Origin of the sequence: Caballeronia telluris (genome assembly GCF_001544495.1) — a bacterium.
GTDB classification, from domain to species: domain Bacteria; phylum Pseudomonadota; class Gammaproteobacteria; order Burkholderiales; family Burkholderiaceae; genus Caballeronia; species Caballeronia telluris.
In genome coordinates, this window is the sequence record NZ_FCNZ02000004.1 from 1 (window position 1) to 13,837 (window position 13,837).

General features: G+C 63.8%; 12 protein-coding genes and 1 pseudogene. 8 read left to right on the top strand and 5 right to left on the bottom strand.

Annotation, left to right across the window (positions count from 1 at the left end; translation table 11 throughout):
* Positions 1-119 precede the first annotated feature (119 nt).
* On the bottom strand, positions 120-458 hold the full coding sequence (locus AWB66_RS32830; RefSeq protein ID WP_125469668.1) for a hypothetical protein: 339 nt from the start codon (positions 456-458) through the stop codon (positions 120-122).
* Between AWB66_RS32830 and AWB66_RS06305 the strand changes: the two genes are divergently transcribed.
* From AWB66_RS06305 to AWB66_RS06315, 3 genes and pseudogenes are all read left to right on the top strand, one after another.
* Positions 457-774 carry a ProQ/FinO family protein gene (locus tag AWB66_RS06305; RefSeq protein ID WP_087629428.1) on the top strand — a complete coding sequence of 106 codons (318 nt, stop codon included), beginning with the start codon at positions 457-459 and terminating at the stop codon, positions 772-774. The genes AWB66_RS32830 and AWB66_RS06305 overlap by 2 nt on opposite strands.
* A gap of 171 nt (positions 775-945) precedes the next feature.
* Positions 946-2,388: pseudogene (locus tag AWB66_RS06310) on the top strand (ISNCY family transposase).
* Positions 2,389-2,667: 279 nt separating this feature from the next.
* The gene (locus AWB66_RS06315) at positions 2,668-3,012 is read left to right on the top strand and encodes a hypothetical protein (RefSeq protein ID WP_125469669.1); all 345 of its coding nucleotides are present in this window, start codon (positions 2,668-2,670) and stop codon (positions 3,010-3,012) included.
* A 26-nt stretch (positions 3,013-3,038) separates the two neighbouring features.
* Here the strand turns inward: AWB66_RS06315 and AWB66_RS06320 are convergent, their stop codons facing one another.
* From AWB66_RS06320 to AWB66_RS06335, 4 genes are all read right to left on the bottom strand, one after another.
* Entirely contained in the window at positions 3,039-3,395 is a 357-nt protein-coding gene (locus AWB66_RS06320; protein WP_087629430.1) for an STY0301 family protein, read from the bottom strand.
* A complete protein-coding gene (locus AWB66_RS06325) occupies positions 3,373-3,819 on the bottom strand; it encodes a BPSL0067 family protein (RefSeq protein ID WP_087629431.1) in 447 nt (148 codons plus the stop codon). Before AWB66_RS06325 ends, AWB66_RS06320 begins: the two co-directional genes overlap by 23 nt.
* Before the next feature lie 65 nt (positions 3,820-3,884).
* Positions 3,885-6,242: a type VI secretion system Vgr family protein gene (locus AWB66_RS06330; RefSeq protein ID WP_087629432.1), complete on the bottom strand. Its 2,358-nt coding sequence runs from the start codon at positions 6,240-6,242 to the stop codon at positions 3,885-3,887.
* A gap of 32 nt (positions 6,243-6,274) precedes the next feature.
* Positions 6,275-6,757 carry an Hcp family type VI secretion system effector gene (locus AWB66_RS06335; RefSeq protein WP_087629733.1) on the bottom strand — a complete coding sequence of 161 codons (483 nt, stop codon included), beginning with the start codon at positions 6,755-6,757 and terminating at the stop codon, positions 6,275-6,277.
* 160 nt (positions 6,758-6,917) lie between these two features.
* Here AWB66_RS06335 and AWB66_RS06340 point away from each other — a divergent pair, with 160 nt between their 5' ends.
* The 5 genes from AWB66_RS06340 to tssH all read left to right on the top strand — a co-directional run bounded on the left by AWB66_RS06340 (position 6,918) and on the right by tssH (position 13,831).
* A complete protein-coding gene (locus AWB66_RS06340; protein ID WP_087629433.1) occupies positions 6,918-7,517 on the top strand; it encodes a type VI secretion system tube protein Hcp in 600 nt (199 codons plus the stop codon).
* Positions 7,518-7,560: 43 nt separating this feature from the next.
* The gene (gene tssE / locus AWB66_RS06345) at positions 7,561-8,067 is read left to right on the top strand and encodes a type VI secretion system baseplate subunit TssE (RefSeq protein ID WP_087629434.1); all 507 of its coding nucleotides are present in this window, start codon (positions 7,561-7,563) and stop codon (positions 8,065-8,067) included.
* Between the two features lie 15 nt (positions 8,068-8,082).
* On the top strand, positions 8,083-9,966 hold the full coding sequence (gene tssF / locus AWB66_RS06350; RefSeq protein WP_087629435.1) for a type VI secretion system baseplate subunit TssF: 1,884 nt from the start codon (positions 8,083-8,085) through the stop codon (positions 9,964-9,966).
* A complete protein-coding gene (gene tssG / locus AWB66_RS06355; protein ID WP_087629436.1) occupies positions 9,942-11,039 on the top strand; it encodes a type VI secretion system baseplate subunit TssG in 1,098 nt (365 codons plus the stop codon). Before tssF ends, tssG begins: the two co-directional genes overlap by 25 nt.
* A gap of 107 nt (positions 11,040-11,146) precedes the next feature.
* A complete protein-coding gene (tssH, locus tag AWB66_RS06360) occupies positions 11,147-13,831 on the top strand; it encodes a type VI secretion system ATPase TssH (protein WP_087629437.1) in 2,685 nt (894 codons plus the stop codon).
* Positions 13,832-13,837 lie beyond the last annotated feature (6 nt).

The window sequence follows — 13,837 nt, forward strand, 5'->3', positions numbered from 1 at the left end:
AGCTCGGCGATGAAGGCATCCTCGTCATCGATGCGTACGGCGCGTTCGAAACGATGAGCGTCTTCAGCGGTGATTTCGGGGAACTCCATGGCGGGCATTGGCTTGGACATGGTTCGGCCTCATGCGAGACACAATACCAAAACAATGATCGCTTTTGTCGTGTTTGTCAACTTTGTCGCCTTTGCCTCAGCTTCACGCTCACGCGGCGAACGGTTGCAGTTCTTGGGCTTGAAGACGGTGATGTTTGAAGGCGACTGGTAAAATTTGGCGACTGATTTCAGGCATGCACCGTGGGACTCGAACAGCTCGTTGCGCTTAAGGCGCAGCTGAACCAGGGCGCGAAGCGCAAAAGGCCGCATCGCGCCTGACGTCAGCGCCAGTAGGCGCCGGAAGGGAATCAAGCAGCCACCGAAGGCTCCGCGAACGTCTGCTGACGCAGCCGCGCGCGCAGTCACCATGCTGCAACGACATTTCCTGCACGCCTTTGCGCACAGTCCCGCACCAAAGGTTCCTCTCAAGGTTGGGATTGTCAAGGACGTGCTTGCCCATGCGGCGTCGCTTGGACTAAGCGACCGAGACGCTCGTAACGGCGTCAAGCTCTGGTGTCGGGGCCAACGCTATTGGACCTGTCTCGTCGAAGGCAATGTGCGCGTGGATCTTACCGGCGCAATCACTGGCGTTGTCACCGCTGTCGAAGCGGAGTACGGCACAAGTCAGGAGAAGGCTCGGCTCGCGCGCAGACGGGAGCAAATTGCAAACAAGCATCGTGCTTGACCCGTTGACCGGAAAAAACATACGCAATTCCGGATCGCATTTGACATAAACCTAATTATCGAAGTTCGTGATGTAGTAGCTTTATAGAAATGTCGTGTTCTGGCCAAATAGAAATGTCGTGTCTTGGCCTCGGTATGCTTGCCGGTTCTCTGCGGGACTATGGAGCCGGCCATGCATGCAGCCGCACTGGTGACATTGAACATGCGCGAACTCGACCGTCTGAAGGACATCCAGGCAATTGTCGACATGGGCCTCAAGCCTGGTCGCACGGCCGAACGCTTGGGCGTGACCGTACGTCAGGTTGAGCGCCTGGTGATCCGCGATCAGGAATCCGGTGCGGCGGGACTGGCCTCGCGCAGACGTGGCCGTTGCGGCAACCGGAAGCTGGACGAAGGACTGGCTCAGCAGGCGCTGGCGATCATTCGTGAACGCTACGCCGATTTTGGGCCGACGCTGGCCTGCGAGAAGCTTTGGGAATGCCACGGCATCGGGATGGCCAAGGAAACGGTCAGACGGCTGATGACGGACGCGGGTCTGTGGAGACCACGCCGGCAGCGCCCGCCGAAGATCTACCAGCCGCGGGCGCGTCGTGCGTGTCTGGGCGAACTGATCCAGATCGATGGCAGCGATCACCGCTGGTTCGAGGAACGGGCGCCGGTCTGCACGCTGTTGGTGTACGTCGACGATGCGACCAGCCGGCTGATGCATCTGCACTTCACGGCGAGCGAATCGACCTTCAGCTATTTCGAGGCAACGCGGGCGTACATCGAATGCCACGGCAAGCCTGGCGCGTTCTACAGCGACAAGGCGAGCGTGTTTCGCAGTGCCAAGGCCCATGAAACGGGAAGCAGCGTGACGCATTTCGGCCGGGCGATGTTCGAGCTGAACATCGACACGTTCTGCGCGAACAGCAGCTCAGCGAAGGGTCGCTTCGAGCGCGCCCACCTGACGCTGCAGGACCGGCTGTGAAGGAATTGCGACTGCGCGGAATCAGCACGATCGTCGAAGCCAATGCGTATGCGCTCTCCTTCATGGCCGCCTACAACGCACGCTTCGCGAAGCCGCCGAAGAGCGATTTCGACGCGCACCGGCCGCTGCGGGGTGACGAGAATCTCGACCTGCTGATGACGTGGCGCGAGACGCGACGTGTGACGAAATCGCTGACCATTCAGTACGACCGCGTGATGTACCTGCTGGATGACACGCCGGAGAACCGCAAACTGATCCACCACTACATCGACGTGTGGGAGTACCCGGACGGGCGCATCGAGATCCGCGCAGATGGCCGGGTGCTACCGTACAGGCAGTACGACCGGCGGGCCGAGATCGACCAGGGCGCGGTCGTTGAACATAAACGCCTGAGTCACGCGCTGCAGGTCGCGCAGGCGATTCAGGCGCAACGCGACAACCGGCGCATCTCCGGCTCCCCCGCGCGCACCAATCAGGGACAACCGGTTCGGGCAACGGAACGCGCGCAGGGCACGAAGAAGCAGCGTGAATTTACCCAGGACGACATCAAGGCGTGATCACGGAATTGGCACAACGAAGGCAGCCGAACCCAACACGCAAGCCTGGCCGTCGGTCTGGAGAGTTGTAATGTCCGCTTTTAGCTAAGTTCAAATTTCCGGTTCTGCCCCTGAGGCGCATGCTGATGGCAAGCGTCTTCAAGCGGCTCATCATGAACAAGCGCGGTTTATGAACCAAGACGCACTGCTTCGTCTTTGCTTCTGAGACTGGCTTTTCCAGACTCCATGTCCGGAGTCGTCGCAAGGCCCAGTCAATTTCCATCAATTGCCGGAAGGGAGTAAACATGACCTGGGATCACCTCGCGAAGCAAAAGGAAAACGCCCTGATCGCGATCAACCGGCCGCGCCTTATCGGCCCCTCAAGGTGATGCCGCACGATCCGGCGCGCGATCCTGGAAGTATCCGCGAGATTGGCGGCTGGTTCGGCACGGAAATCTTTCTGATGGGCAAAAGCCCGGAACAGATGGAAACGTTGCTCGGCTTCTGCGTGGGTTATCTGACACATGGCGTGGACGTGTTCGAGTTCGCGAGAGCGATAAACGCCGACGACATAGATCTGCTCGGCGCTTATACGTATCTGCCGGGCGGCAAGGAGTGGAATCAGGTCGACTTGAAGTGGCCGCCCGGTCTCGGCGCGCCACAGTGGAAACTCAAGCGACGTGTGCCATGCCGCTTTATCAGGACCGTGCCACGCGGCACGCCGTTTGTTTGAGCAAACTCGACAGGAACCAGCCATGCTCATTCGCAACGCAAGCTCGTGGTTCCCGCCGAGTCGATCCGGTAACGACACATGTCGACACGTCGCTTCAGCGTGATATCACGCCTCTCTTCATTGGCGTACACGCACTGAACCGTTACCGAGCGGCCTTCGTCATACACGTATCCGAGCTTCCAGTATCCATGCCGGTCATCGCCATGATCGGCCATCAGGGACACCAGTTCCTCGGGCTTGCCATCGAAGACCTGAACATAGAGCTCACGTGTACCGGGAAGCCGCGGGCAGACAATGACCTTCGCAGCGGCGACCGTGCTGAGACAAAAGAAACAGCACGCTGCGGCGGCCGCGAGCAAGTTAATCGCGCGGCTCCACCACATAGTAGTTGTTTCCGTTATTGCTTCCGGACGCGTTATGCCAGCGCAAGACGCGAGGACCAATGGGTTTGGGTGGCGTGGTGCGAATGTACTGGTCCCACACAGTGATGCCCTGAGGGCTCTGGCTGACATAGATCGCCGCGTGCCCCAGGTAATTCCCGTCTTCGTCGAAGGTGGCGATGACCGTACCTTCGCCAATATCGCGGTTATTCTTGACCGCCTCCCCTTTCTTCCATCGATCCTTATTGGGCAGCAGCGGGCACACCGCCTTGACATACGACACGCATTGTCCGCAATAAGCCGGCCCGTTCCTAACATTGAGAGGAGGCGGCGTCGAATACGGCTCGTGTCGCCACGTAGGCGCGCAGACCCAACGCTCTTTTGGCGCCGAGGACGATTGCTTGTAGTTGCTGCTGACATAGCTCATGTCATCACCTTCTTTCGATCGTGTGAAACGATGACGCCGCTTTTCACAGGCATGTCTAAAGCACTTCAATTCTGCAAGATCTTCGAGCCTTTCATCACGATATCGCTGCTCGCCTTGATATTGATCTTGCCACTGCCGTCGACCGTGATGTCTTTTCCCTTGATGTGGATGGTCCCGTCCTTCTTCATGCTGAGGCTGGCATCGCCCGTGACGAGGGTAATGGATTCCGTCGCGTTGATCGTGAGGTTCTTGCCGACACTAAGCGCATCGTCTTCGCCGACCGACGTCGTTCGCCCTTTTCCCACCGTGCTCGACTGTGCGCCCTGGATCGACTCGCCCGCATCTTTCGCGACGCTGACCGTCTGCCCGCCACCTACGTTGAGCGTCTGATCACCGCCCACGCTCGTCGACTGATTTCCACCAACGCTAACGGTCTGATCGGACCCGACGCTCACCGTCTGGCTGGCCCCGATGGTTTCCCTGTGATACGCCCCGACCGTCACCAGTTGATAGGCGCCGACGGTCACAGCCTGGAACGCGCCGATGGTCACTTCCTGCGCGGCGCCCACCGTGATGGTCTCGTTGATGCCGACGCTGTGCGTCCGTTGCAACATGACGGTGGCTGTCTCGCTCGCATGAACGGTCTTCGTCCGGTTCGCGCCGATCGTGATGCGCTCGTCGACGCCGACCGTCTCGGTCCGGTTCATCACGATGTCGATCTTCTCGTTGTTGCCCACCGTTTCCGTGCGGTCATGCTTCACGTGATTGGTTTCATCGTTGTCGATGGTCTTCTTTCGATCGTGCCCGACCCAATGCGTCTCGTCCTTTTCGACCTCGATGTCCTGATTCCTTTCCGCATGCAGCAGCACCTGCTCGGCGCCCTTCTTGTCCTCGAAGCGGAACTCGTTGCAGTTCGCACCGCTGCCGCCCTTGCTCGATCGGCTCTTGATGCCGGTCTGCGTCATGTTGGCCGGCAGATCGTAGGGAGGCATCTGCTCGGCGTTGTAGACGCGGCCCGTAATGATCGGCCGGTCCGGATCGCCTTCCAGAAAATCGACGATCACTTCCTGTCCCATGCGCGGAATCGCAATCGCGCCCCAGCCCTTGCCCGCCCACGGCTGCGATACGCGGATCCAGCAGGAACTGTTCTCGTCGCGCTTGCCTTGCCGGTCCCAGAAGAACTGCACCTTCACGCGCCCGTATTGATCGGTGTAGATCTCATCGCCGCCCGGCCCCACGACCAATGCCGTCTGCGGACCCTGCACGAACGGCTTGCGCGCGGTGCGGGCCGGCGCGAACGGCTGCTTTGCATCGATCGCGGAAAACCAGCACTCGCAGCGATTGGTCTGCGCGCCGTCGAAGGCTTCGTAGTCGGCGAGGTCGATTTCATAGTGCGTGCGCGTGACGAGATACTGCACGTTCTGATCCGCGCGCGGATGCCGCGCCAGCTTGAGCAGCGTGCCCGCGCGCACGCTCTTGCCGTTGCTGCGCGCATCCGCCTGATGCCAGTTGATATCCGGATCGTCGGGGACGCTGCCTTCTATGCGCAGTTCGTCCGCTCTGGACTTCGCGCGGCTCTCGCCGTGATCGGCCTCCACATAGCCGCCCGGATAATCGAAATTCTCTAGCCCTGAGAACGCATCGAAACCCGGCATGTGCTTGACCGCCTGCTTTTGCAGCGGCCGCGACGGGTGCTTGAAATCGTAGTCGGTCAGCAGCCAGTTGCGCGTTTCGATCACATGGTTCACGCGCCACTCGCTCACATATTCGACATCGGGCGCGGCGGCCATCGTCGCGCCATAGGGTAGCGATTCGCAGCCCGCGACGCTCTCGTGCGCGGCGAGCGTGTCGGTCAGGATCAGCGATTCCTTGCCGTCCTTGTCCTGGAACCAGTAGTAAATGCCTTCATCTTCGAGCAGCCGGCTCACGAAGTTGAAGTCGGACTCGCGATACTGCACGCAGTACTCGCGCGGCGGATGTGCGCGCGCGTTCGCCTTCCATTTGATTTCGCCGAATTCGAGGCCCTTATAGACCGGATCGGCGAACACGGCCTTCACGATCTCTTCCACCGTCTTGTTCTGGAAGATGCGGCAGTTGCTACGCCGGGCGAGCAGCCATAGCCACGGTCGCACCGCGGCCTCGTAGACATGAAGACGTCCGCGCATCCCGGTTTGCCGGAAACCCACCACGTACCCGCCGAAAACGCGCGGTTTGGCCTTCGGCACGCCGAGCGAGACGCTCACGCGCTTGCCGAGTATCCGGCCGATGTCGAGGTCCGCGCGTTTCGAGACGAACGTCAGTTCGTAACGCGGCATGCGCCCGAGTTCGGCGCTCGCGCGCAGGCTAAGAAAGCGCAACTCGTCGGACAACGGCGTATCGACGGTGACGAGCGGTTGCGCGGTATCGGCATCGTTGCTAGCCATCGACGCACCGTCCTGCCGAATCGGCGTGAGGGTCAGCGGGTTTCAGTGCTGCGCACGTCCCAGCCGAACTTGACGGCGCCGCCCAGCGCGCCCTTATCGTCCTGTGGCTTGTACTCGAACTCGATATCCGCATACATCATGCTGACCGTTTCCCGTACTTCGCCGCCCGTGCCGCCGCCGACCGCGATGTTCGTCACGGTCACCTGCTTCATCGTGACCGTCAGGAATTCCTTCTGCCCTTCGCCCGCCTTGCTCGCGGTGAGCTTCGCGCTTGCGAGATGCTTGCCGCTCGCGCAGCTCTTTGCGAGCGTCGGCGAAGCCTTGTCGTAGAAGTGCATGAACGTGAACATCCCGGGATGCGCCTTGCCCACGCCGCTGCCGCCGCCGACCGTCGGGCTGCTGGCGTTGGTCACGTCCCAGTCCCAGGTCTGCACTTCGATCTGCCCTTCCGCACCCTTGTGCTTCGATTCGCCGTCGATTCCGTCGATCTTCAAATAGCAATCGGTCGTAGACATGAGGTCCTCCGTCGTCATCGTGTATTCGTGGTGCATGCGTCGCGCACGCGGTCCGCATGGAATCACTCGGTAAACGAATGCGGGCGCCGGTTTTTTGAAGTTAAAAATCGCGCGGTGTCTGCCGTCTTGTCATCAGCACCCTGCTTACCGGATCAGGACGATGCCAGGCTCCGATGTACGCGATCAGCGCTTCGAAAGCATCCTCACGCTGGACAGCCTGCGCCAGTTCGATCAGCTCGCGCTCACGGAAGCGGACGACATGTTCCTGCAAGTCGTCCCGAAGCGCAGCAACACGCCGGTCAAGGGCGAAGCCGACAAGCGCGGCGACTGGGACACGCCCATGCAGATCCACGGCTGGCGCTGGGCGCAAGGCTACGATGCCGCGCCGCATGCCGCCGCACTCAACGCGAGCGACATGCGCGTGACGGCGCTCGGCGTGATCAAGACGGTGGATTCGGCGTCGCCTGTGCTTGCGAAACTTTGTGCGCAAGCCGAATTGCTCACGCTCGCGCAGATCAAGTGCTTCAAGTCGGCCGGCACCGCGCATGGCACGCAGATCGAGTTCCTTTCGATGAAGCTGGAACAGGCGTACATCCGCAATTACCAGATCTACACGAGCGCGCGGCTCGCGCGGCCATGCGAGATTTTCGAGCTGTCGGCGCAACAGATCACGATGACGTGCGCCCCGCAGACCGCGACCGGAAGCCGCGGTGCGGAAGTGACCTTTGCGCTCGACGTGTCCGCGCGTCGCGTGAGTTGACGCGGGTCCAGCCGGACCGCGATGAACCGGGAAAACCGTGCCGATGAACGAGCCCAAAGCAGCAGAACGCCTTCAGCCGTCGCTGCTCGACCGCCTGATCGACCACGATCCCGCGACCCGCGCCGATCCTCCCGGCGAGCGCTTCATGACGCATCGCGGCTTGCGCTCGGCCGTGCTGCGCGACGTGTCGTGGCTTTTCAACACGACCAATCTCGGCGATGCGATCGCCGAAGAGCGCTATCCGCACGCGTTCGCGTCGGTGCTGAATTACGGCCTGCCGTGTCTGTCCGGGCGCTTCGCATCGACGATCGACGCCGTCTTGCTCGAACAGGCGATCCGCCATGCAATCGAACGCTTCGAGCCGCGCATCGATCCGGCGACGCTCGAAATCGAACCGGTGCTCGACCGCTCGGTGCTCGACATGCATAACCAGATCGCGCTCGTGATCCGCGGCATGCTCTGGGCGCAGCCGGTGCCGCTCGAATTCGCGCTGCGCACGCAGATCGATCTCGAAGAAGGCGGCATCACGGTCATGGAACTGGCGCGCTGACGCCCGGGCATACTCATGGACCCGCGTCTCCTTCGTCACTACAACACCGAGCTTGCGCATCTGCGGGAGATGGGCGCGGAGTTCGCGCAGCAGTTCCCGAAGATCGCCGCGCGGCTCGGGATGAGCGGCATCGACGTGGCCGATCCGTATGTCGAACGCTTGCTCGAAGGCACCGCGTTTCTCGCCGCGCGAGTCCAGTTGAAGCTCGAAGAAGAGTTTCCGCGCTTCACGCAGCAGTTGACGCACGTCGTCTTGCCGCAGGCCGCCTGTCCGACGCCCGCGATGCTGATCGCGCGTCTGGCGCCCGATCTCGCGAGTCCCAATCTCGCGGAAGGCTTCACGGTGCCGCGCCATACAGCGCTTTTCGCGAGCCGCGCGCCGGGGCAGACGACGTCCTGTGAGTTCCGCACCAGCGCGGACCTCAGGCTTTGGCCGATCGAGCTGACCGAGGCGCGTTATCTGGCGCAAGTGCAGGATTTGCCGCTCGCCGCGATGCCCGCGACCCAGGCGCTCGCGCCTCGCGTCAAGGGCGCGCTGCGCATCCGCCTTGCGACGCCCGAAGGTCTGTCGTTCGACGCGCTGCGTCTTGATGCGTTGAGCCTTTACTTCGCTGGCGGCGACGAAACCGCGTACCGGCTCTTCGAACTGGTCGTGGGCGACACGCTTGCCGTCGTCGTATCGACGCCCGAGCGCCCCAGCCGCGCCCTGGCCGCCCTGCCCGGCGATGCCGTGACGCCGGCCGGTTTCACCGATCAAGAAGCGCTTCTGCCCGTCACGCCGAACGCGTTTCAGGGCTATCGCGTGCTGCACGAATATTTCGCGCTGCCCGAACGCTTTCGCTTTGCGCGTATCGACGGGCTCGCGAACGTCCTGCCGTCGTTCCCGGCGCGCGAAATCGAACTGACGCTGCTCTTTGCGTCGGGCGCGGCGTCGCTCGAGCGCATCGTCACGAAGGAGCACGTGCTGCTCGACTGCGTGCCTGCGATCAATCTCTTTCCTAAGCAGGCCGACCGCGCGCTGGTGACGGAAGCGAACGCGCGCTTCCATGTGATCCCCGACCGCACGCATCCGCTCGACTTCGAAGTGCACTCGGTCACCGCCGTGTCGGGCTATGGCGCGCACGACGATACGGAGCAGACCTTCTTGCCGTTCTATGCGGATTTTCTCGCGGACCGCCCGGGCGACGCCGCCTACTACACCCTCGAACGCGAGCCGCGCATCGTGCCCGCCGGACGGCGCAAGAGCGGCGCGCGCACGGAATACGTCGGCAGCGAGACGTATGTGTCGATCGTCGATCCGAATGCCGCGCCGTATCGCGGGACGCTGCGTCAACTGGCGTTCGCCACGCTGTGCACCAATCGCGACCTGCCGCTCATGATGCAGCGAAGCGGTGGGCAGAGCGATTTCTCGCTCGACATCGCCGCGCCCGTGTGCGCCGTGAAATGCGTGAGCGGCCCGTCGCGTCCGGCGCCGGTGAGCCTCGATGCGGGGCAAGGCTGGCGCCTGATCGACCAGTTGTCGCTGCACTATCTGTCGCTCGGCAACGGCCCGCGCGAGGCCGCAGCGGCGTTGCGCGCCCTCTTGATGCTGCATGTTCCGCCCGCCGATCAGGCTGGCCGCGCCCAGGTCGGCGGCGTCGTATCCGTCGAGGCGAAACCGGTCGTGCGCCGCCTGCCGATGCCGGGACCGATCGCGTTCGGGCGCGGCCTCTCGATCCATGTCCTCGTCGACGATCTCGCTTTTCAGGGCGGCAGCGCGTGGCTGTTCGGCTGCGTGCTCGACCGCTTCTTCTCGCGTTACGTGTCGATCAATTCGTTCGTGCAGACGGTCCTCGCGACGAACGCACGCGGCGACATCCTGCGCCTGCCTCCGCGATGCGGCACGAGAGCCCTCTTCTGAGCGCGGCCACGGCCGACGAAAGCCGCGAAACGCCGCCGCGGGAGGAGACACTGCGCGCGTTGCTCGACCTGTTCGACGCCGTCGCCGCCGCGCCGCATCGTCACGATTTCTATCGACTGATGCGGCATATCGAGGCACTTACGCCGCAGTTGCCGCGACTTGGCTGCGGCGCGCGGCCCGCCGACGAACCGTTGCGTCTCGCGCAGGACGTTTCGCTCGCCTTCGCGCCCGCGCCGCTCGCGGCGCTGACCCGCAAGGACGCCGACCCGGCACCGCGACTCGAACAGCGCTTTTTCGGCTACCTCGGCCCGAACGGGCCGCTGCCGTTGCATCTGACCGATTTCGCCCGCGAGCGCGCGCTGCATCATGGCGACCTGACGTTCGCGCGTCTGCTCGATATGCTGCTGCATCGCTTCCTGCTGCTGTTTTATCGCGCGTGGGCGCAGGGGCGCCCGGTCAACGGACTGGATCGACCCGGGAACGACCGCTTCGCGTTCTATGCGGGCGCGCTGATCGGTCTCGCCGATCCAGCCAGCCGCCATCGCGATGCCGTGTCGACGCACGCGAAGCTGCATTTCGCCGGCGTCATGAACATGCAGACGCGCCCCGCCGAGATCCTCGAAGCGATGACGTCCGCGATGCTGCGCGTGCCCGTGCGCGTCGAGCCGTATCGCGGTCACTGGATGACGCTCCAGCGCGACGAACGCACCGCATTGCGCTCGCGCATGGCGGACCCGGCCGGTCTCGCGCAACTCGGCCGAGGTGCCGTGCTGGGCCAAGCCGTGTGGGACCGCCAGCATGCGTTTCGTCTGGTGATCGGGCCGCTGACGCTCGTGCAGTACGAGTCGCTCTTGCCGGGCGGCGCGGCGCTGCCGACGCTCGTCGCGCTGGTTCGCCAGCACCTGAACGGCGAACTGACGTGGGACGCGCAACTCGTGCTCGTCGCGAGCGAGGTGCCTGCCGCGCAGCCGGGCCGCTATGGGCGTCTGGGTTATTCGGCGTGGCTGGGTCTCGCCGACCGTCAAGCCGATTGCGCCGATCTCGCCCTCGACGCCGATACGCATCTCGCCTGACAGGCATCGAAAGCAAGCGGGTTGAAAAATAGACGCCGCAGCGCCGTCTTATCGGATGAGGACGCGCCTTCGGACACCACGCGCCCATGAAAGAAGGGAGTCGGACGATGGCGGAAATCAGTCGCGTGGCGCTGTTCGGCAAGCTCGACAGGCTCGGCTACAAGACCGTCGAAAGCGCGACGGTCTATTGCAGGATGCGCGGCAATCCCTATGTCGAGCTCGCGCACTGGCTCATGCAGATTCTCGAAACGCCGCGCTCCGACTTGCAGCGCATCGTCGCGCATTACGGCGTGGACGCCGCCGCGCTCGCTCGCGAGATGACCGCGGCGCTCGATCGCCTGCCGCGCGGCGCGACGTCGATCTCCGACATCTCCGAGCACGTCACCGATGCGATCGAACGCGGCTGGGTCTACGGCACGCTGATGTTCGGCGCAACGAAGGTGCGCACCGGCCACCTGCTGGTCGGCATCCTCAAGACGCAGCGCCTGCGCAGCGTGCTCTTCGGCATCTCGCGACAATTCGAGCGCATCAGGCCGGAAGACCTCTCGGACAATTTCGCGCGCATCGTCGCGGATTCCATCGAGGAAGAGGAAGCCGAACCGCAGACGTTGACGAACACGAACGCGAGCGACGCGCAACCTGCCCCGGCCAGCATGGGCAAGCAGGAAGCGCTGCGCAAGTACGCCACCGACCTCACCGAGAAAGCGCGCAACGGCAAGCTCGATCCCGTCACCGGCCGCGACGAGGAGATTCGTCAGCTCGTCGACATCCTGATGCGCAGGCGGCAGAACAATCCGCTGCTCACCGGCGAGGCGGGCGTCGGCAAGACGGCGGTCGTCGAAGGCTTCGCGCAGCGGCTCGTGCGCGGCGACGTGCCGCCGCCCTTGCGCGAAGTCGCGCTGCTGTCGCTCGATCTCGGGCTCTTGCAGGCGGGCGCGAGCATGAAAGGCGAGTTCGAGCAACGCTTGCGTCAGGTCGTCGAGGACGTACAGGCGAGTCCGAAGCCGGTGATCCTCTTCATCGACGAGGTGCATACGCTCGTCGGCGCGGGCGGCGCGGCGGGCACCGGCGACGCGGCCAATCTGCTCAAGCCGGCGCTCGCGCGCGGCGATCTGCGCACCATCGGCGCGACGACCTGGGCCGAGTACAAGAAGCACATCGAAAAGGACCCGGCGCTCACGCGGCGCTTCCAGGTCGTGCAGGTCCACGAGCCGGACGAAGCGAAAGCCGTGCGCATGCTGCGCGGCGTGGCGGCGGTGCTCGAAGGGCATCATCGCGTGCAACTGCTCGACGAGGCCATCGAGGCGGCCGTGCGGCTGTCGCATCGCTACATTCCCGCGCGGCAGTTGCCCGACAAGGCGGTGTCGTTGCTCGATACCGCGTGCGCGCGCGTGGCCGTCAGCCAGCACGCGACGCCGCCGCAAGTGGACGACTGCCGCCGCCGCATCGAGGCGCTTGAAGTCGAAGCGCAGATCGTCGCGCGCGAGGCGAATGTCGGCGTCGACGTGGGGACGCGCGCGACGGATGTCGAAGCGTCGCTCGCGCGCGAACGCGCCACGCTCGGGGAACTCGAAGCGCGCTGGAACGAAGAGAAAGGCGTCGTCGACGAACTGCTGTCGCTGCGCGCGTCGTTGCGCGAACAAGGCGAAGCCGTGGATGCCAACCCCGTCGATGATGCCTCGCAGCCTTCGCCGGAAACGTCGCGCGGCGCCCTGCTCGCCCGCCTCGCCAAACTGAAGGCGCGTCTCGCCGACCTCCAGGGCGACGCCCCGCTCATCCTGCCGAGCGTCGATGCGGGTGTGGTCGCCAGCGTGGTCGCGGACTGGACCGGCATTCCGGTCGGCCGCATGCTGAAGAACGAACTCGCGGCCGTGCTCAATCTCGCCGATGCGCTCGACAAGCGCGTGATCGGCCAGCGCCACGCGCTCGACATGATCGCGAAGCGCATCCAGACATCACGCGCGCGGCTCGACAATCCCAACAAGCCGATCGGCGTGTTCCTGCTCGCGGGCACATCCGGCGTCGGCAAGACCGAAACCGCGCTCGCGCTCGCGGAAACGCTCTATGGCGGCGAGCAGAACGTCATCACCATCAACATGAGCGAGTTCCAGGAAGCGCATACCGTCTCCACGCTCAAGGGCGCGCCGCCCGGTTACGTGGGCTATGGCGAAGGCGGCATTCTCACCGAAGCCGTGCGCCGCCGCCCTTACAGTGTCGTGCTGCTCGACGAGGTGGAGAAAGCGCATCCGGACGTGCACGAGATCTTCTTCCAGGTCTTCGACAAGGGCTGGATGGAAGACGGCGAAGGCCGCTATATCGACTTCAAGAACACGATCATCCTGCTCACCTCGAACGTCGGCTCGGAGCTCATCATGTCGATGTGCCGCGATCCGGCCAACGCGCCCGCGCCGGAAGACCTCGCGCGCGCGCTGCGCAAGCCCCTGCTCGACGTGTTTCCCGCCGCGCTGCTCGGGCGGCTCGTCACGGTGCCCTACTATCCGCTCTCCGACGCGATGATGGCCGACATCGTCCGCCTTCAGCTGGAGCGCATCCGGCGCCGGGTCGCGGACAATCACGGCATCCCGTTCGATTACGACGACGACGCCGTGCGCCTCATCGTTTCGCGCTGCACGGAGGCCGAATCGGGCGGGCGCGTGATCGACGCGCTCCTGACCAACACCGTGCTGCCACGCATTTCCACGGAGTATCTGACGCGGCTCACCGAAGGCGGCGCGCTCGCGCGCATACGCCTGTCGGCGAGCGCGAACGACTTCGTGTATTCGTTCGACTGAGGGACG